At 62.2% G+C, this 20,129-nt stretch carries 14 protein-coding genes; 6 read left to right on the top strand and 8 right to left on the bottom strand.

Annotated elements, in window-relative coordinates:
* Positions 1 to 286 precede the first annotated feature (286 nt).
* Together D5400_RS03835 and D5400_RS03830 are read left to right on the top strand one after the other, a co-directional pair.
* Positions 287 to 3,331: a DEAD/DEAH box helicase gene (locus D5400_RS03835; protein ID WP_126012686.1), complete on the top strand. Its 3,045-nt coding sequence runs from the start codon at positions 287 to 289 to the stop codon at positions 3,329 to 3,331.
* A 9-nt stretch (positions 3,332 to 3,340) separates the two neighbouring features.
* A complete protein-coding gene (locus D5400_RS03830; protein ID WP_126007828.1) occupies positions 3,341 to 3,730 on the top strand; it encodes an RNA-binding S4 domain-containing protein in 390 nt (129 codons plus the stop codon).
* Positions 3,731 to 3,734: 4 nt separating this feature from the next.
* On the opposite strand, the gene D5400_RS03825 is transcribed toward D5400_RS03830, so the two are convergent.
* The 4 genes from D5400_RS03825 to D5400_RS03815 all read right to left on the bottom strand — a co-directional run bounded on the left by D5400_RS03825 (position 3,735) and on the right by D5400_RS03815 (position 7,747).
* A complete protein-coding gene (locus D5400_RS03825; protein WP_164527778.1) occupies positions 3,735 to 4,490 on the bottom strand; it encodes a glycosyltransferase family A protein in 756 nt (251 codons plus the stop codon).
* Positions 4,474 to 4,737, bottom strand: coding sequence for a glycosyltransferase family 4 protein (locus tag D5400_RS21050; RefSeq protein WP_164527777.1), 264 nt, complete (start codon positions 4,735 to 4,737; stop codon positions 4,474 to 4,476). The genes D5400_RS03825 and D5400_RS21050 overlap by 17 nt, the downstream gene beginning before the upstream one ends.
* On the bottom strand, positions 4,698 to 6,323 hold the full coding sequence (locus D5400_RS03820; protein WP_126007823.1) for a glycosyltransferase: 1,626 nt from the start codon (positions 6,321 to 6,323) through the stop codon (positions 4,698 to 4,700). The genes D5400_RS21050 and D5400_RS03820 overlap by 40 nt, the downstream gene beginning before the upstream one ends.
* A gap of 146 nt (positions 6,324 to 6,469) precedes the next feature.
* Positions 6,470 to 7,747 (bottom strand): DUF2793 domain-containing protein, encoded by a 1,278-nt coding sequence (locus D5400_RS03815; RefSeq protein WP_245451418.1) that lies wholly within the window; start codon positions 7,745 to 7,747, stop codon positions 6,470 to 6,472.
* Between the two features lie 193 nt (positions 7,748 to 7,940).
* Between D5400_RS03815 and D5400_RS03810 the strand changes: the two genes are divergently transcribed.
* From D5400_RS03810 to D5400_RS03795, 4 genes are all read left to right on the top strand, one after another.
* On the top strand, positions 7,941 to 10,304 hold the full coding sequence (locus D5400_RS03810; protein WP_126007818.1) for a glycosyltransferase: 2,364 nt from the start codon (positions 7,941 to 7,943) through the stop codon (positions 10,302 to 10,304).
* Positions 10,305 to 10,338: 34 nt separating this feature from the next.
* Positions 10,339 to 10,866 carry a hypothetical protein gene (locus D5400_RS03805; RefSeq protein ID WP_126007816.1) on the top strand — a complete coding sequence of 176 codons (528 nt, stop codon included), beginning with the start codon at positions 10,339 to 10,341 and terminating at the stop codon, positions 10,864 to 10,866.
* An 84-nt stretch (positions 10,867 to 10,950) separates the two neighbouring features.
* Positions 10,951 to 11,946 carry a UDP-glucose 4-epimerase GalE gene (gene galE, locus D5400_RS03800; RefSeq protein ID WP_126007813.1) on the top strand — a complete coding sequence of 332 codons (996 nt, stop codon included), beginning with the start codon at positions 10,951 to 10,953 and terminating at the stop codon, positions 11,944 to 11,946.
* Positions 11,947 to 12,034: 88 nt separating this feature from the next.
* Positions 12,035 to 14,005, top strand: coding sequence for an FAD-binding monooxygenase (locus tag D5400_RS03795; protein WP_126007811.1), 1,971 nt, complete (start codon positions 12,035 to 12,037; stop codon positions 14,003 to 14,005).
* 61 nt (positions 14,006 to 14,066) lie between these two features.
* On the opposite strand, the gene D5400_RS03790 is transcribed toward D5400_RS03795, so the two are convergent.
* The 4 genes from D5400_RS03790 to D5400_RS03775 form a co-directional block, all read right to left on the bottom strand.
* Entirely contained in the window at positions 14,067 to 14,768 is a 702-nt protein-coding gene (locus D5400_RS03790; RefSeq protein ID WP_126007809.1) for a hypothetical protein, read from the bottom strand.
* Complete coding sequence (locus D5400_RS21775) at positions 14,768 to 17,290, bottom strand: VWA domain-containing protein (protein ID WP_342635457.1); 2,523 nt, start codon at positions 17,288 to 17,290, stop codon at positions 14,768 to 14,770. Before D5400_RS21775 ends, D5400_RS03790 begins: the two co-directional genes overlap by 1 nt.
* Positions 17,291 to 17,292: 2 nt before the next feature.
* Positions 17,293 to 18,039, bottom strand: coding sequence for a hypothetical protein (locus D5400_RS03780; RefSeq protein WP_126007804.1), 747 nt, complete (start codon positions 18,037 to 18,039; stop codon positions 17,293 to 17,295).
* Positions 18,040 to 18,111: 72 nt separating this feature from the next.
* Positions 18,112 to 19,713: an alpha/beta fold hydrolase gene (locus tag D5400_RS03775; RefSeq protein WP_126007802.1), complete on the bottom strand. Its 1,602-nt coding sequence runs from the start codon at positions 19,711 to 19,713 to the stop codon at positions 18,112 to 18,114.
* Positions 19,714 to 20,129 lie beyond the last annotated feature (416 nt).

Genomic DNA, 20,129 nt, shown 5'->3' with positions numbered 1-20,129 from the left:
ACATCAACCGCCAAATGCTTCAAAAGATTCACGATCTAGACGCGCCAGCCGCCACGCGGCATAGATGTTGCGGTGAACAAACCCGGAATCCGTTAGAGTCAGCGATTCGTCGTTCTTTCGTTCCGCGCCTGTTCCAGATGCCCCAATCGTGCTTGTGCTTTTGGCGCCTGACGGACCTGCTCGCATTTGGGCGGCAACAGGCCCATATGGAGCGCTGCCAAGCCCACGTCCGGTTTCGGGCAGGAAGGACGCCTTGCCCCATTCACCAGTGACATCCGACCGTCGGATGCCCGAAAAGAACCAGCCACCCGTCTTTTCCGGTCGGGGTGTGACGGCGGTCCTGGGACCGACCAACACCGGCAAGACGCATTACGCGATCGAGCGCATGATCGCGCATGGCAGTGGCGTCATCGGCCTGCCTTTGCGGTTGCTGGCGCGGGAAGTGTATGGCCGGATCGCTGCCCGGGTGGGTGAACAGCACGTTTCGCTGATCACCGGCGAGGAAAAGATCGTTCCGCCCAAGGCGCGCTACTCCGTCTGCACGGTGGAAGCCATGCCGAGCCGCACCAGCGCAGCCTTTGTCGCGATTGACGAAGTGCAACTCGCCGGCGATCTCGAGCGCGGCCATGTTTTCACCGACCGCATTCTGCATCTGCGCGGAACGGACGAAACGCTGCTGCTCGGCGCAAACACCGTGCGCGGCATTCTGGAAAAGCTGCTGCCCGGCCTGACAGTGGTGGAGCGCCCACGCCTGTCACAGTTGCAATATGCCGGCGCGCGAAAGATCACCCGCCTGCCGCGACGCTCCGCCGTCGTCGCCTTCTCCGCCGATGAAGTCTATGCGATTGCCGAACTCATCCGCCGGCAGCGCGGCGGCGCCGCCGTGGTGCTCGGCGCGCTCAGCCCGAGAACCCGCAATGCGCAGGTCGAGCTCTACCAGAACGGCGATGTCGATTATCTCGTGGCGACCGATGCCATCGGCATGGGCCTCAATCTCGATCTCGACCATGTGGCCTTTGCCCAGGACCACAAATTCGACGGCTATCAGTATCGACCCTTGAACCCTGCCGAACTCGGCCAGATCGCCGGTCGCGCGGGGCGCCATGTCCGCGACGGGACTTTTGGCGTCACGGGTCGGGTGGATCCGTTCGGCGAGGAAACCGTCGAGCGCATCGAAGCACATGTCTTCGATCCCGTTCGCATCCTGCAATGGCGCAGCAAGGACATGGATTTTGCCGATTTGCAGGCGCTCCGTCGCTCGCTCGATCGTCTGCCGCCCACCCAGGGCCTGACGCGCGCCCTGCCGGCGGTCGATCAACAGGCGCTTGATTATCTGGTGAATTATCCGGAAATTCGCGATCTTGCGACAACGCCCGAGCGCGTCGCCCGGCTGTGGGATGCCTGCGCCCTGCCCGATTATCGCCGGATTGCGCCCGCACAGCACGCCGACCTCATCGCGACGCTCTTTGCCGATCTGGTGCAGCTCGGCTCGGTCAACGAAGACTTCATGGCCGAGCAGGTCCGCCGCGCCGATCGCACCGATGGCGAAATAGACACGCTTTCCGCCCGTGTGTCGCAAATTCGGACATGGAGCTACGTATCCCACCGCCCGGATTGGCTTGCCGATCCGACACACTGGCAGGAAAAGACTCGAGAAATCGAGAATCGTCTGTCCGATGCTCTGCACGAAAGGTTGACGAAACGCTTCGTTGACCGCAGGACATCCGTTCTCATGAAGCGCCTGAGAGAAAATGCAATGCTCGAAGCTCAAATCAGTGTCGATGGCGACGTCTATGTCGAGGGCCATCTTGTCGGCCAGCTCGCCGGCTTTCGGTTTACCCCCGACAGCGAAGCCGAGGGGCCGGACGCCAAGGCCGTCCTGGGCGCCGCGCAAAAGGCACTTTCGATCGAATATGAAGCACGTGCTGCGCGTCTGTACGCCGCCGGCAACAGCGACTTCGCGATCGGCTCCGACGCGACCGTGCGCTGGGTCGGCGAGCCGATTGCCCGCTTGACCTCAGGCGACGACATGCTGCGTCCGCGCGTGGTGCTTCTGGCCGACGATCATCTGAGCGGCACGGCACGCACCCATGTGGCTGCACGCATTGAGCGCTTCGTTCAGCACCACATCGCAACCGTTCTCAAGCCGCTCGACGATCTGTCGCGCGCCGAGGACATCGACGGCCTCGGCCGCGGCCTCGCTTTCCAGCTGGTCGAGGCGCTCGGCGTGCTCTTCCGCCGCGATGTCGCCGACGACGTCAAGGCGCTCGATCAGGATGCCCGTGCCCAGTTGCGCCGCTATGGCGTGCGCTTCGGCGCCTACCACATCTTCATGCCGGCCCTCTTGAAGCCTGCGCCGGCGGAACTGATCACGCTGCTCTGGGCCCTCAAGAACGACGGCATCGACCAGCCAGGCTATGGCGAGCTCATCCCCGCCCTCGCTGCCGGCCGCACCTCCGTTGTCACAGAACCCGGCTACGAGCGCACATTCTACAAGCTCGCCGGCTTCCGCTTTCTCGGCAAGCGTGCCGTTCGCATCGATATCCTCGAGCGTCTGGCAGACCTGATCCGTCCGGCCCTCAACTGGAAGCCAGGAACGGGCAGTCGTCCGGAAGGCGCTTACGATGGTCGCCGCTTCACCACGACGCCCGCCATGCTGTCGATTCTCGGCGCAACGGTCAGCGATATCGAAGAAATCCTGAAAGGCCTCGGCTACCGCGCAGATGAAGTGAGCGCCGAAGAGGCCGCCACCTACCTGGCTCGGCAGGAAGCGCCGAGCGAAGAACAGGCCGCCGAGGCTCCTTCCGAAACGACTTCCGACGCCGAGACACAGCCTACCGCGACCGACGATCAGGAGACGCCGGCCAGCGACGAGCCAGCGTCCGAATCGGCATCCACGGAAACCGAAGCTTCCGCCCCTGCCGCAGAAGCGCCGGCGGAACCAGTTGCCGCGGCCGAAGCAGGCGAAGAAGAGCAGCCGAAGCCCGTGCTGCTCTGGCGACCGGCCGGCAACCGGCCGGAGACGCAGCGGCCGCAGCGCCAGAAGCAGGGTCGTGGACGTCGGCCTGTTGGAGGCACTGCCGAGGCCGGCGCCACGCCTGCAGGCGGCGAACCGCCGGCACGCGACAAGCAGCAGCATCGTCGCCGCGACAATCATGCGCCGGGCGGCAAGGGCAAGGAAAAGCGCGGCGGTCACCCTGGCAATCGCAAGGGCAAGGATGCGGAGCGTCCGGCCCCCATGGCGGCGCGGCCACCCCGCAAGGAACGTCCGATCGATCCGGATTCACCCTTCGCGAAGCTCGCAGCCCTCAAGGACAAGCTTGGGAAGTAGCAGGCGCCAATGACCGAAGACCGCCAGCGCATCGACAAGTGGTTGTTCTTCGCGCGTGTGGTCAAGTCACGGACGCTGGCAGCAAAGCTCGCCCAGAACGGACGCATCCGGGTCAATGGCGACAAGATCGACCAGGCAAGCCACCAGGTTCGTCTCGGTGATACGCTGACGATCACGCTGGACAGAACCGTGCGCATTCTGAAGATATCGGCGCCGGGCATTCGTCGCGGCCCGGCCGAGGAAGCGCGAACCCTCTACGAGGATCTTACGCCCGTCGTTGAAAAATCGGCCGACAGCCTGCCCACGGCCCTGGCGCCCATTCGGGAACCCGGAACGGGCCGTCCGACAAAGCGCGAGCGGCGCAAAATGGATATGTGGCGGGAAGGCTCGGGCGACTGACGCGTCACCGCTGCTTGGACTTTGCCGAGCGCTGCCTGCTTTCCACGAGATGGCGCAGATAGCCCATCGAATGCGGCACCGCCTGCGACGCCAAAGTCACATGCGACAGCGAAAAGGTCCGGCGCCGGATGACGTGACCGGTGTTGGGCACGATCTTGTGCAGGACGCCCTTGCAGATGGTCATCTTGTTCCAGGCCCAGTCCTCGAAGCCGACACCCCCTGGAATATCCGAGGGCGGATAGGGCGTGTCCAGATAAATGCTGCGTCGGGCAAAACTGAGCGCCGTCCAGTAATTCTGATCCATCAGCACCACGGGCCTGTAGGACGGTGACTCCATGTCCACATGGTGCAGGATGTGCTTGGTGCCATCGAAGAACGCACAGACTTCCGGGTGCCACACGATGGGGTCGGCCCGCTTCGTCGCTTCCGCATGAGCACGCACCAACCAGCTCGTTGCCCAGAAATCATCGGCATCCAGAAACGCGATATGGGCGCCGCGCGCTTCTTCGACGGCAGTGTTGCGCGATCGGCCGAGATCCCCATAGGCAACCTCGATCAGGCGATCGTCTTGCCTGAGTCCGCCTTTGATGACTGCGCGCGTCAGATCATCGCCGCGATCGAGAATACATAGGAGTTCGACACGGATATCCGCTTCGGCTGCAGCGGCGATTGCCCGCTTCATGCTGGTGAGCGACGCATGGGCAAGCAAACCTTCACGATGTGCATTGAGAACTGCGGTAATGTCAGGCGCCACCGACATGCAACAGCCCTCCCTGTCTTGGCTCGGCTTCGAGCATGCGGACATAGCCCGCCCAGCTATGCACATCCGCGACGCGCTTTTGCAGGCGCCCCGCACGCTGCCGGGCTTCAGCCGGATCTCTGCCGATCGCGCGCAACGCTGAAACGAAGCCCTGCAGCGCATCGGGATCGTCGATGAGGTAACCAGTGTTGTCGTCGATCAGTTCGCTTATCCCCCCACATTGGGCGCAACGACAGGCAGCCCGCATGCCCCCGCCTCCAGCAAGATGTTCGGCAGCCCGTCCCAATGCGACGTGTAGAGAAATACGTCCGCTTCCGTCAGCGGCAGCGCCGAGAAGTCGTCGAACGCACCGTGGTAGCGAAGATTTACGATCTCGCGTGCGGCCTCCGTCATCATCGTTTCGTGCTGTGCATCGCCCTTGCCGAATATCTCGAAATCGAATTCAGGCACGGCACGAGCGATACGAAGCAAGAGCGGGATGTTCTTCTGGCGACTGAGCCGGCTCGCCCAGATGACCCTTTGCCGACCCGCTAACTTTCGTTGTGGCAAAGCCCGACCTGCAGGAGCCGGCTGCCGTGCCACGACCAGCCTCGATGCGAGCGTTTGAGGAATCCCGAGAGATCGGATCAGCTCGTCTCGATGGTCGGCGTTGTCGAAATAGACCCCTGAAAGGTGCGCCAGGCAGTCGCGCAGATAGAGATCGCTGTAGCCGGCACGTCGCCCGTCCGGCGTGAAATCCGCACAGAAGAGCGCTCCGTAGAGCCGCGTATACCGGGCAAGCACCCGCCCTTTCTGTAGGATTGCGTCCCAGCACGCCCGGCTGTTCACATTGAGGATCGCCTCCGGACGAAATCCCCGGACCAGAAGTTCGACCAGACGCACCCGCTCATCATGCGAGAGATCCGGATCGACGCGCGAGAAGGACAGAACCGGTATATCCGGCGCAATCATGTCGCGGGCATTTTCCAGGTCGTAATCGGCCAGGATGACGAGCACCTTTTGGGGACCCAGCCGCTCAGCCATCGCGCGCACCGCATGGGCTGCCACGCGTTCGGCACCTCCGCGCACGAGCCAGGGCATGAAAACAATCCGTTCCGGCACGTGTTCGATCTGGTCGACAAGCGCGGTCAGTGCCCGCTCCAGCCGGTTGTGTGCCGCTCCATCGACGACTTCCAGATAATCCGCATGCGCGAAGTAATCAGCGCCATAAAGCGCCACGTCGAGATCCTCGACGCTGGCGATGGCTTCTCGCGCGGCCTTCAGCGCACCATCCGGACGGCGCGGCTTGCGCCCTTCGAAACGGCCGTAGTCGATGTAGTGCAAAAGCGGATGCATCCCCACGATGTCGGGATTACGCATGAGATACCATTGCGCATCGAAATCCGGACCCGGCGAGCGACCTTCGAGAGCGCCGTGCAGCATGTAGTGTAGGAGCGCCGGATAGTTGGCCCGCCGAACGTCGGGATTGGTGTCCAGATAGAATTCCGCATCGAAGAAACCCGAAGCGACCACCCGATCTGCGTCACTCGGCGAAGGCGGTCGGACCTCAAAGCCCTTGCGACGGCCATGCATAAGGTAGTGGACGAGCGGATTGCCGATCACCTCATAACGCGCGAGGTAGGCAGCCGCATCGAAACGCGGCCCCGGCGAGCGTCCTTCGTGACCATGCCGCAGAAAATGATCGAGCGGATCCCGCCCGGTGCGGAGCACGTCTGGATAGGCGAGCAGATACCAATCGCGGTCGAAGTATCCGGACAAGGCAATGATTTGGCGCCAGAGGGATTGCGCAAACCTCTGCCGGACAAAACGCACCGGGGCCCAGGATTGGGTCATGCACTGTCTACTCGAACTGACCGCCAGCCCCGACTCGGTGCATGCGGATTTGAACGATCACATCCATGCATGGACTGGAACGGCACGCAACCCGACGACGTCCGAAGCAGGGCAGGACGTCGATTCTCGCTTAATTTCTGCAGGATCTAAGCGAGAATGCCTCCCGCATTGACGATCCCGGCGCTGTTGCCCGGCAAAAATGCTTCGCCTGCTCCAAAAAGACTGATGGTGCCGTTGGTCGTGGCGGTATAGCGCCGCCCGGTCGCCGTGCCCGAGAACGTCGCGTTCCAAAGCGAGAGCACTGCCCCGTTGGAGACGAATGCGAATTCCTCGATGAAGGCGGGATCGTCGACCAGCGTCACCGTCTGGTTGTTGCTCGTGACCATGAGATGGCCGGACAGGTTGAAGTGCCTCAACGCACCGCCGGAGATCGTATAGTCGCCAAGGAAATTGATCTGGCCGAAGCCGGTGCCGGCAATATGGGATCCATTCGCACCGCAAGGTCCGAAATCCACCACCCCGAGCGTCAGCATCGCTCCCTCCTGGACCGTCAACGCGCTCATCCAGGGCGACGCCATGACAAACCGGACGCCGGAAACCAGGACTCGGGCGCCGCCACCGGCAAGGATGCTCGACGAGATGACGACGGTCGACGGATCCGCGTCGTTGCCTTCGATGCGCAATGACCCACCACCGACGAGAGGGCGCAACACGGCTGCACCAGAATGCGTGCCCGCGCCAAGCTGGATCGTGACGTCGAACGTCATGCAGTCGAGCATATGGGCCGCATCCGCCGCCCGCTGCAGTGTCGCGAAAGCTGTGTCAGGGCTCAGGCCGTCCGCTGCATCGGATCCGCCGGATGCGACGAAGAGCGTGCGCGGGGCGATCAGCCGCTCGCGCACACCGGAAATGCCGGCAGGAAATGACGCCACCCCGGTGGCCGATTGCACAACCATCGCCTCGATAAAGGTCTCGCCGTCACCGGAAACCTTGAGATGGAAATCGTCGTCGCCGGTCAGCCCGAATTCGGCACGCCCAGAGAAGCCGGTCTGATAGAGGATGCTCGCTGTGTCGGTCGCTGTCGCCTTGTTGATCTTCACTTGATGACCGGCGCCTTCATGGTTGAAGAGCGATGCGTCTCCGGCAAGCGCCAGGCGATTGGGTCCATCTGCCGTGGCGTTGATCCCGAGACGCTCGGCAAAGTCGAAACTGAATTCCAGGACCTGCCACGCGCCCTCATGGAAGACGAGAAGCCGATTTTCGTCCGAGCAGAACGCGATCCAGCCTTCGACCGGCTGGTAGAACCGCCACCCGCCATCCTGCCAGGCTGCAATCTTGGCGTGCTGGCCGATCCAGGCGCCGGCAGCCGTTTCCGGCACGATGAAGCGCGCGCCATCCGCAAGGTCTGCCGGAGGTTCACTCATTGCTCTGCTTTGCACGCCCATCTGCATGAGCGCGTCGATCATAAGTAGAGCTTCGTTATGGGTGACATGTTTCTGTGCCTGAGCCATAAGAATATAGGGGATTTTTAAGTTATTCGTTTTGTCCATAGAATTCCCCTTTATTTAACAGATTTCTTATCATACTATTCTTCTGGGGCTCGGGGATAAGCGCATCATGCAACAGGTGCGCAATGCAACGGTGTGCCCTTGCGTAGGGGTGGGCACATTGAACGATTCCAAGGCCATGGCGGCATTGAGAGGCCGCGTGAAAATCCAAATCGATCGCGAGCGGGCGGCCAGCTCTTCCCCGAACAAACCGACCAAGACTTCAGCCAGGGTCGACATATCGGTTGTTTTGAACCTACATGATGAAGCCCGTTACTTGCTGCGGACACTTCGATCCTTGCAGGAGGCGATGCAATACGCAGCGCAGTTCGGCCTGCGGATGGAGCTTGTCGTCGTGCTCGACAACGCCGATGCAGACATGCGATCGGCGCTGTCGAGCGTCGACCTCACCGTTTTTGATCATTTTCAGGTCATAGAGGTCGCGCACGGCTCGCTCGGCCCCTCGCGTCATGCGGGCATCGATGCGGCTCGCGGCGCCATCATCGCAACTGCCGACGGAGATGATCTCATCGGCTTCGACTATTTCCATCGCATGCACGCCGCACTGAAGGCCGGCGGACCAAAGTCGATCATCTGCCCCGAATTCTATCTGGGTTTCGGCACCACGTGCTACGTGTGGCAATTCCTGCCGCTGAAGGTCGTCGGCGCCGCGGCCATGATGGACAACCACCCGTTCGTCTCGCGGATCATGCTCTATCGCGAAGCCTTCAACGAATTGCACTTCGCCGACGTCTCCTACCAATCCGGCTACGCCTACGAGGACTGGCATTTCAACTGTTCGGCAGTCGCGCAAGGCTACGACATCGTGGTCGCCAAAGACGCGCTGGTCTTCTATCGCGAACGCCAGAGGAGCATGAGCCGACGCTTTCGCGCCGAGACACCGGGCCTCATTCCGCCAAGCCCCTTCTTTGAACCGGCACGGTTCCACAAGATCGCCTGGGCTGATTTCAACGGCGACCGGCCGCGCAGCCTGCCGCCGACCTTCTCAGCAGCAGCCTTCGTCGATCTGCCCGGAATGGCAGACCTCGTGGCAGCAGCCAACGCCATCGATCCCGCGATCAGTCTCGGGATCCTGAAAAACAAACACGGCAGCACGAACTTCACGCAACCTGCCGGACTGTCACGTGCATATTTCGAGCTTTGCGGCATCCTTGCCGGCCAGGAATTCACCGACATCCTGCTTGTCCCCTACCTTACGCGCGGCGGGGGCGAGAAGTTCATCCTGTCGGTTCTTTCGGCCCTGAAGGCCAAACGGCCCGACACGCGCTGCCTCGTGCTCGGCGGCCAGCGCATCGCCCATCATCACTGGGTGGATCGCCTGCCGAATGACAGCCTGTTTGTCGATCTGCACAGCCTCGGCATCACGGGGCTGAGCGAAGCCGACATCGAAACGATCACGCTCCGCATCATCCAGCATCAAGCCGGGCTGAAGCGCCTGCATCTGAAACACTGCGAATATGTCGATGCGTTCATGCGCAACCATGCCGATCGGCTGTGTGACGTCTCAACCTACTTCTACCATTTCTGCGAAGCCATCGACACGATTCATGGCCTCAGGTTCGAGAACGGCTTTGGCTTTGATCTCATCACCGAGGCTGGCCACAGTTTCAATGGCATCGTTTCCGACCATCAGGCGATCCTGACCGATCTGAAAGTGCGACTGGGCGATCATTTCACCCCTAAGCTTCACGCTCTCTACGCAGCATGCAGCGATGAGCGGCGCGTATTCTCGGACCTAGCGGCGCCGAATGGACGGCTGCTTTGGGCGTCGCGCATCGATCGCCAGAAACGGCCCGAGCTTCTGGCTGAAATCGCTCGGGGCCTCCAAACCAGTCAGCCTGGGTTGGTCGTCGACGTCTTTGGCAATTTGGGGGTCGGCTCTGAACCTGAATGCCTCCGGAACTTGCCCAACCTTGTCTACCACGGCACCTTCGATGGCCTGTCGGCCCTAGATGTCGAGAGCTACGATGCCCTGATCTACACGGCAGCGTTCGATGGGCTTCCCAATGTGGTGTTGGAGGCCATGAGCGCGGGCTTGCCGGTCATCGCGCCGGCCGTTGGCGGCATCGGAGAAGCGGTAAGCTTTCAAACCGGATTTCTCGTTCCAGACTTGATCGACGACGACGCACTCGCATCCGCCTATCTGGCCGCGGTAGCCGAGCTTTACGCCGATCCCGTTGCAACGCGACGCAGATCGGACAACGCACGCAAGCTGATGGAAAGCCGACATTCGATCAGTGAGCACCAAACCCGGGTCGATCAGATCTTTACTGATCCTGTGACTTCGGAAAGCCGGATTTCGCCGGAGCGGGGCATCCAGCGCGCCAATGGAGTGCGGGCGACCAAACCGCCGCCAGCCGGACCGATTCTCATCGGCGGGCAGAAGCTGAACGCGGCCAACCCACCAAACTGATCGAATAGCTGCTGGAAACCGCGAGAGCGATGTGATGCACGGGAACGATGGCATGAATGGCAATGGCCATGTTTATGAGCCGATGACGAAGCGGCAGAGCGGCTCCTCGGCCAATTCGAAGCAGCCGCCGGCAGAGAGCAGCGAGCAGGCTGTCATGCGGCGGCGCCTCATGCATTACGCCGAACAGATGCGCCGTATGTCCAACATCATCCACGAGCTCTCCGAGCGTGCGGACGATTACGAAGACAAGCGCGTGAACTGGTATGAGCCGGAACTCGTCAAATTGAAGGAGGAGGTTGGCCGGTACGACAATGTGCGCTCCACCTGGTACGAGCCGCAGCTAGAGGCAAGGCAGCAGCGCATTGCCCATCTGGAGCAGACTGCCGAAGCCTATGAGGCGGAGCGAAGCTCCTATTTTGCCCCAGCTCTCGCCCAACGCGATGCACGCATCGCCGAACTCGAGCAACAGGTGCTTGATCTGCAGGCGCAGCTCGCCGCGGCCGTCGCTCCCAAGAAGAAGCGAAGCGGCATCACCCGGCTTCTCGGCATTGCGCCCCGCTAGCGCTTTCGATTAAGTCCAACGGCGATGTTCGCGGCAGCGACGCGGCATCGGCTTGTCGAACGCAGCTTGTCATTGGGGTCATGCATGTCCGTACTCGTCACCGGCGGCGCCGGCTATATCGGCAGCCACATGGTCTGGGAACTGCTCGATGCGGGTGAAGAAGTCGTCGTCCTCGACCGGCTGAGCACGGGCTTCGACTGGGCAGTCGCTCCGGAGGCGAAGCTCGTCGTTGGCGACATCGCCGACCAGGACCTCGTCGAATCCACCATCCGCGATAATGGCGTCGATGCCATCATACATTTTGCCGGCTCTGTCGTCGTGCCAGACTCCGTCGCCGACCCCCTTACCTATTACGAGAACAACACCTCCAAGACGCGATCGCTGCTGGAGAGCACCGTCCGTGCCGGCGTTCCTCACTTCATCTTTTCCTCCACGGCCGCCGTTTACGGCACACCGCAAAAGGTGCCCGTGACCGAGGACATGCCCACCCAGCCGGAATCGCCCTATGGCGCATCGAAGCTGATGACGGAGTGGATGCTACGCGACACCGCCGCCGCCCACGATTTCGCCTATACGGCGCTGCGCTATTTCAACGTGTGCGGCGCCGATCCGCGCCTGCGCACCGGACAATCCACGCGCGGTGCGACGCATCTGATCAAGGTTGCTTGCGAAACGGCGACCGGCAAGCGCGATTTCATGGAGGTGTTCGGCGGCGATTACCCTACGCCGGACGGCACCTGCATCCGCGATTACATCCATGTCACCGATCTGGTGCGGGCACATCGCTTGGCGCTTGCCCGCCTTCGCAATGGCGGCGGTAGCCTGCTCGCCAACTGCGGCTATGGCCGTGGCTATTCCGTGCGCGAGGTCATCGACACCGTGAAGAAAGTGACCGGTTTTGATTTCGACGTGCGCGAGCGGGAGCGTCGTCCCGGTGACGCCGTCACCGTCGTCGCCGATGCCGCCATTGCCCGACGGGAACTGGGCTGGACGCCGGAGCTCGACGATCTCGATCTGATCGTGACCCACGCGATTGCATGGGAACGCCATCTCAAGCAGCTGAATTCCAGCCAAGCCTGATCCACGAGGGCCCTCTGCAGTCCTACCATTGACCACACCCATTTGATACGTATACTTATCATAATGCATAGGCGAGTGGGAGGATTTCGTGCAGTTTCATCTCGACGGCTTTCGCACCGGTGATCCCGCCATAGCGCCTCCGGCAAGACCAGAAGCAGGAGGCATGCCCGCCGGCTCGGCGACAACAGAGGTGGACGTCCTGATCATCGGATGCGGCCCGGCTGGCTTGACGCTCGCTGCGCAACTTGCCGCCTTTCCGGATATCACCACGATGATTGTCGACCAGAAGCCGGGCCCGCTCGAACTCGGTCAGGCCGACGGCATCGCCTGTCGCACGATGGAGATGTTCGAGGCCTTCGGTTTCAGCGAAAAGGTGCTGAAGGAGGCCTACTGGGTCAACGAAACATCCTTCTGGAAGCCGGATCCTGAAAATCCCCGCGAGATAGCCCGCAGCGGGCGCATCCAGGATACCGAGGACGGGCTGTCGGAATTCCCGCATGTCATCTTGAATCAGGCCCGCATTCACGACTTCTATCTGGAAGCGATGCGCAATGCGCCGACCCGCCTGGAGCCGCACTACGGTCGCCGGTTGGCCAGCCTTGAGATCGCGCGGGGCGAGGAAGCCGGAAGCCACCCCGTGTCCGTCAAGCTTGAGCGCACCGAAGCGTCGGGCGCCGACGCCCTGGAAATCGTCAAGGCGCGCTACTTGGTGGGCTGCGATGGCGCCCGGAGCGCCGTTCGGCAGGCGCTCGGTAAGCCATTGCTCGGCGATTCGGCAAATCACGCCTGGGGCGTGATGGACGTGCTGGCCTTCTCGGATTTTCCGGACATTCGCCTAAAGGCTGCCATTCACTCGGCCAAAGAAGGCAATGTGCTGATCATCCCGCGCGAGGGCGGCTACCTGGTGCGTCTCTATATCGAGATGGACAAGCTCAACAAGGACGAGCGTGTCGCCAGCCGCAACATCACGCGCGAGCAACTGATCGCCGCGGCACAGCGCATCCTCCACCCCTACACTTTGGACGTGAAGGAAGTCGCCTGGTGGTCGGTCTACGAGATCGGCCAGCGCCTCTGCGCAAGCTTCGACGATCGGGAGGACGATGCTGACGATAGCCGCCTGCCTCGTGTCTTCATCGCCGGCGACGCCTGCCACACGCACAGCCCGAAAGCGGGCCAGGGCATGAACGTCTCCATGCAGGACAGCTTCAATCTTGGCTGGAAGCTGGCAGGCGTGCTGCGCAACATCCTGAAGCCCGAGATCCTGAAAACCTATTCCGACGAGCGCCAGGCGATCGCCCAGGAACTGATCGACTTTGATCGCGAATTCGCGAAAATGTTCAGCGCGCGGCCGAAGACGTCCGGCAACGGCGACGACCAAGGCGTCGATCCCAAGGAATTCCAGAGCTATTTCGTCAAGCAGGGGCGTTTCACCGCGGGTACGGCGACACAATACCGTAAGTCTTCACTTACAGGACCTTCCGGCCATCAGCATGTGGCAGTCGGTTTTCCGGTTGGCATGCGTTTCCATTCCGCCCCGGTCATCCGCTTTGCCGACGCTAAGCCCATGCAGCTCGGACACGTCGTGAAGGCTGATGGACGCTGGCGCATCTTCGCCTTTGAAGGATCCGGCGCCGCCTCGACTGACCAGACGGTTCGAACAGATCCGATGCGATCGCTCTGTGACTTTCTCGCAGACGACTCCGCGTCACCCATTCTACGGCACACGCCGGCCGGGGCAGACATCGACGCCGTCATCGACCTGCGTGCGGTCTATCAAGCCGACCACCAATCGCTCCCGCGCGAAAGGCTGCATCCGCTGCTGACGCCCTGCAAAGGCCGCTACGGCTTGATCGACCACGAGAAAGTCTTCTGCCCCGACCTCAAGACCAGCACCGACATCTTCGACCTGCGCGGCATCGACCGCAAAACCGGCTGCCTCGTGGTCGTCCGCCCGGACCAATACATCGCGCACGTGCTCCCCCTCACGGCCCACACGGAACTTACTGAGTTCTTCGCGGGTGTGATGGTGGTCACGGATCAGCGGATTGCGTCGGCTTAAGACGACGCAATCATCGCCAGCGCTGTGACGGAGTGGAAGAAAAAGCCCACGCTCCGGCTGTTTAGCTCCCGGTGCGGCGAAACGCGTAGGCTGCATTTGCCTCGCAGCCATTCATCCCGATCAAAGCCAGGGCACCGGCATCTGCGCCGGGCGCAGCATCGAAGCGGATCGACAACGTCGCAGCGGCACGATCGGGTGCAAGAAGCGTCGCAGTGGCGTTGACGGTGATGTCCAGAACACCGTTCTTTGGCATTGGCACCAAGCCGGTAAAGTGATCCGATCGAACCCGCGTCCACCGCACCACAGGGCTCTGCCCACCGCCGGCAAGCTTCGCGGGATCGAACACACCGCCCCATGCAATGGACTGTGTTTGTGTCATATCACTCACCATGGACGGCACCATGGCAACGACTTGCGGGTTGCAGCCGGTGACGTTCTCGACTTCGACCGTTCCTGTCCAAGTGCCGTCTTCAGGTGCGATCTCGTCGAAGACCTCGATCTCGCAAGTCCCGTCGCCACCCATAGCCAGATCGAGATCATCGCGCGAAGTCCGGCTCCAGCTGAAAGCGCCATCGTAGAACACAAGCGTCTGCTGCGCAGCATCATCCGGGGTCGGTACTCCCGTAATGTCGGCGATCTCGTCACCCGAGATGGCGCTGACATGACAGGAACATCCGCCCTCGCGGCAGTCGGCAAAGACGATGGCGTCCTCGGCAAGCGCAGGAGCGGGAAGGACGGTCAGCAAAATGAGAAGACGCTTCATCATTGTTGTCCCAGGAGGCGGCTGCGCAGAGTTGCGGCGGTTTCGGAATCGAGGTCGAGCGCTGTGCCGCCGATCATGCCGGTCATCGGATCGACTGCCGCCTTCCCTGTCACGCGGAGGGTAGCCTTCAGCACGCGCAACCCGGCTAGCGCGTCATCGGGCATGTCGGATGCACGGCACAACCGGCCAGCGGCGATGTCTTCACACGGGCCGAGCATCGCATCCCATTGGCGAGGGTTCAAAGCGGCGAGTATGCTGTCACCGGTCGACGCCATCCCGAACAGCGTGGATGGCAGGCCGTCGCCCGCGCCCGCAGCAGTGGTCAGAGTGTAGGGATCCTGCATCAGCCACCCAGGCAGCATCACAAGCCGAAGCCCGGAGAGAGGGTCGTTGTAGCTGCACGGGTTCGCCCCCATGCACTGGCGGTGAAACGGCGGCTGACTGTCAACGGCAGCAACATCGAATGTGGGCTGGCCGATTTCGGCTGCACCAGCTTCGGTAATCTCGACCACCGCTGCAAGGCCCTCGCCTTCGGCGCCGGAGGCAACCGCAGTGATCAGCCACTGGCCGGGCAAGAGATCGACCTCCCACGCATCGTTGATCTCGCTGTCGCTGCGCACCACCTCGCCATCAGGCAGAGGGATGGCCGACCATTGCCGGAAGGTGCCCATATAGGGACCTGTGACGGTGATTCTGACAGGGTCGGCGTCCGGACCCGCCGGGCTGAGCGCGGCTGATGGCGCGATGACGAAGTCGTTCGGTCCTTGAGCGGTGACCGTCACCTGCCCTGCAAACACCGTATCGCCCGCATCGCCCACCACCTCGTAAGTGCCAGGCAGGAATTTCGCTTCGATGGTGCCAACGACACCCTCATTCATTGCCCATGCTTCAGGCGGCAGGACCTGTCCGGGCGTCGGCGTCGCCGACCATGTGATCGCCAGCGGAGAGACGTCGGTTCCTTCGCCGGTAAATGTCACGGGCACGGGTTGTAGCACGCCAGATGTGTCCGGCCGATCCAAAGTGACCGTGATCGGCACGCTGTGGATCACTTCGCTGTCGCGAAACACATAGGCAAAGACATAGGCGCCCGGTGTGTCGGGCATGGTCCAGCCCATGCTGTCCTTGCCTTGGGTATAGTCGTACCCCCAACGCTCGCCGGTCACTTCGGACAGCAATTGAATGTTGTCGAGGAACGCGCCCGGTCCATCCCAGGTGATCGTAACCTCTTCGCCCACCTGCGCTGCGGACGGGGCTGAGATCGACACCTGTGCTGGCGTCAGGCTGATCGGGTGCTTTTCGCTGATGATCCCGCTTTCCAGGACATAGGCGAGATCGAACTGGCCGGTGCGCCATGGCAGTTGCAGCTCCAGTGGATTTTCATCGCCCACCGCCGTCTCCGCCACCCATTCGCCATTGGTATCGAACAGCCTTATGTAATCATAGGGCGAGCGTGGCCCCGACCAGTTCACGGCGATCCGCGCGCCTTGCGCGGCGGTATCTGGTGCCGACAACAAGGCCTTCTCCGCTGGGCCGTCATAGGGGCGCACCAGCATCAGCACCCCATCCTTGATGCCAGATACCCAACCCTCTTCCGGGTTCATTTCCCGGTAATCCATCTCGGAAGATGGAGGGAACAGGAAGCATCGCGCTTCGGCCACAAAATAGCTGCCCGGCGGCTCGAAGCGGAAGGCGGCGCAGGCGCCATCGCCCTCACAGGCCGCAGCGCATTGGTTTGCCTTGCCGTCAGCGGGAAAGCTGATCGGTGCGGGCTCGGTGCCTTCCGCGCCTGTCGTCAATCCCGTGGGCTCCAGCGCGATGTTCGGCATCCTTGGCGCACCGGCGAAATAGGGACCGGTAGAAGGTGGCGGGGCCTCCTCCGCCGCCGGCGGCGTGGCCTCTGCCGGCGCCGCAGTAACGGTTTGTGTCAACGCCTCTGCCAGCGCCCCTGCATCGGAGGCCTGAAAATACCTGCCGCCGGTTTCGGTCGCCAGGCAGGCAACCTGCGCGCCCTCTTCCTCAGTCAGCCCGAAGCCGATGACATGGGCGGTGAAATTGAGACCCGCCGCTTCCAGCTCGCGACCAAGGGCGCAAGGGTCCGCCTCGCACGTCTCCAGCCCATCGGTGACGAGCACCACCGTTGCCGCTTCCTCACCTGAACGCAGGATCCCAGCCGCCTGACGCACCGCCTCGGATAAGGGAGTCTTGCCCTGGAAACGCATCATGTTCACGCGCGCGACGATATCCGGCCCGGTGCCAGCAGCCGGCGGAACCATCAGCTCGATGTCGCTGCAATTGCCCCGCTCGCGGTGGCCGTAGGCCATCAATCCGAGTTCCTGTTCAGCCGGGATCGTCGCCAACACGTCGGCGACCGTCTGCCTGGCGATCTCCAGCTTGGTGCGCCCGTCGATCTGGCCCCACATCGACCCGGACCCATCCATCACGATGATGGTCCGTTGCTCCTCTGCCATTGCTGCTGTGCCGAGAATGGCAAGCACAGTCGCGATCGACGCAATGGCCCTCATCGTCATTCCCCGACCCATGTCACAAGCTGGTTGGTGGACCAGTTGCAGGGGCCGAATTCGGTCGAACCGCTCACGTCCCAGGTCACCGAAAACAGGCGCGGCGTCAAAAGCCGCATCCGCCCGGTCGATGTCATCGCGCCCATCTCGGTCTGCGCCGTTGCGGTCCCGATCGTCTCGACTGGCGTCACGTCATTGAAATCATGGGGCGTATATTCCGGGTCGGGATCGGCAGCCATGAAAGCCATCTGGATCGTGTCGCCCGAGAACACGCCATTCCAGTCGAGACGGGCCGTTACCAGTGTCTGGTTCGCCAGCACCTGACGAAACATCTCGCCCATCGGCCCGCATTGCACGGTGATGTCGAAGGGTTGGCCATCCTGCCACTGGCCGTCCACAGGTTCCAGCGCGGTTTGCGGGCAATAGCCGGTCCCGCCAAAGCGCGCATGAAGGGCATCGGCGGTCTCATTCGTCAGACTGAGGTCGCTTGCCGGACTGTCCCAGACGCCTGCCGTGTCGGTTGGCACGGCCGCGATGCCCATGACCACGGCGAGTTCTGCCCCGTCGATTGGCAAGGCAGCACAGGTGCAACCCGCTCCTTCGACACAATTGGCGGAGTAGAGCCCGCTGGCATAAACGTCCTCAAAGGGCCGACCTTCATCGCCCGGGGTGAAGACCCCGATGCTTTGAGAATGTGCCGGAAGCGCACCAAGCACGATGATGAGAAAAGCGCAGATCTTGCGATGAAGCACGGGGACATCCTGTTGATGTTTGTTCCCGAAACTAGGCGCAAGATTAGCGATCGCGAAACTACCATCTGGTAGTCAGCTGTGATCCCGAAAGCCGAATTCATCACGCTCGAGACCGGCTGCGTTCGCAGCCGCCAAGGCAGCGCGCAAGATGAGGGCCGTATGGCTGACAGGCAGGCTGTGCCCCGCCGCTTCGACCAAGCGGAAGCGTCCTTTCGGTAGGGTTCGCGCGAGATCTTCGACCGCATTACGGCTGACCGTGCGGCTTTCCTCGCCATGCAGGCACAGGAAGGGCACATTGATGCGGTCCGCCTCGTCCTGCCAGTTTTCGTTGGTCAGGCGCATGTCGGCACGAAATCCGGCCCCGCGCTGCGCCCAAGCCAGCTCGAAAGCTTCCTGCAAGACTGCGGCAGCCCCATCCTGACGGAGGATAGCCTGATCGAAATCGCAGCCGTCGAAGACGAGGCGGGGAATTTCTTCGACACCTGCGCGGGCAATCTGGCTAAGCCCGAGCGCCACGATCTTGTCCATCAGACCCGGCAGATGCTGCGAGGCCCATGCATTGACGCGATGCCGCGTGGGCATGTCTGCCGTCTGCGACCAGGTCTGCATCGGCGGCGTGGCCGGCGCCGCAATGACAGCGGCTACGCGATCCGGCGCGTCGAGCGCCAGGCGCGCGGCAAAGCGGGTGCCGATGTCGTGAGCAAGCACCACCACTTTCGATAGACAAAGCGTATCCAGAAGATCGACGGCCTGCTGCACCGCCAGCGCGACCGGATCCTGATGATCCCCAAGGACGGTATGCCCGTATCCGGGACGCTCCGGCGCGATGAGCCGCAGGCCAAGCGTCTGCGCCGCCGCGATCATGCCCGGCACGGCGGTGATACCGAAGAGCGCTCCATGAAAGAAAAGAACAGGCACGCCGTCTGGCAACCCGAAATCATGTCGGGCAACCACGCCATGCCTGCCATTGTGCAGCGTTGCACCCTGCAGCCGCGGGGACGTTTCGGCAGGAACCGAGCCGGTCTGCCGGTACATGAGCGTCAAGGCATAGGCCGAAGAGATCAACTGCTGCTGCGAATTCACCCCCATCTTGGCCATGATCGATTTCAACTGCTGGCGCACGGTGCCTTCGGTACGCCCGAGTTCGCGCGCGATGCCCTGAACCGACTGGCCTTGCATCAGTCCCTTGAGAAGCTGCCTCTCAGAAGCGGCGAGCCCCGCAGCATCGGCAAGCCGCGCGCGGATCGCGGCATCGATGCCACGCTGCACTTCGGTCAGCAACATCGGACTGTCAGCGTCCGCAGGCTGCTGGCCAAAAAGCAGGATCCTGCCTCCGGCCGGGTCGGCGACCAGCAGCGGTACAGCGCCCTTGTCCCGGTTTACGAGAAATCGTTGCGCCGCCTGCGGAGACATGGCGATATCCTGCAGGCGATCCCCAAGCATGAGGCCCAGGCGCTGTTCGGCTGCGGCGTTCTGGCCGACGAGCCGACCACCACGATCGACCAGCACTTCGATCGGTCCGATCTCCGGTGTCTTGCGATCCAGGCCTGCCAGAAGCTCAGGCAAATCCTGCAGGTTCCGCGCCAAAACAGCGGCACCACCCGGATCGCTCATCGTCGCCTCGACCTCATCCACCAAGGCGCGATATTTGGCATCGATCTCCGATCTTGGCACTGCGCGTCACCGGCTTTTGTGGATCAGGGCGATAGTCGTCGTCGAGGGCACCAAGGCAAGCAATCGCAGCGGCGCGCCTCGATACGATCCACGCTGCCGACCCCACCGAATTTGCGTCTCGCATGATCGAAGTCAAGGCTGCCGTTCGCCACATAAGGCTAATCGGAAAGCAGCCCCCGCCCTAACCAAATAGCGGCCAAATGATCCCTGCTTGGCAGCACGCTTGCGAGCATGAACAACCGCTGGATCGGCCGCCAAGGATTGCGATCCATGCCGCGATACGTCGGCATGGACGTGAGCCGAATCGGACGAATGTTTGGCCATCGAGAAGGCTCCTGAACGGCCTTCACGTAGACAACTGCGGACAGAGCGGGACAGTTCGAGCTGACGGAGAGGGGGGACTCTATGCCAAAACT

It is taken from the genome of Georhizobium profundi (assembly GCF_003952725.1).
Classification (GTDB): Bacteria; Pseudomonadota; Alphaproteobacteria; order Rhizobiales; family Rhizobiaceae; genus Georhizobium; species Georhizobium profundi.
This window is presented reverse-complemented; position numbering and strand designations above follow the sequence as displayed.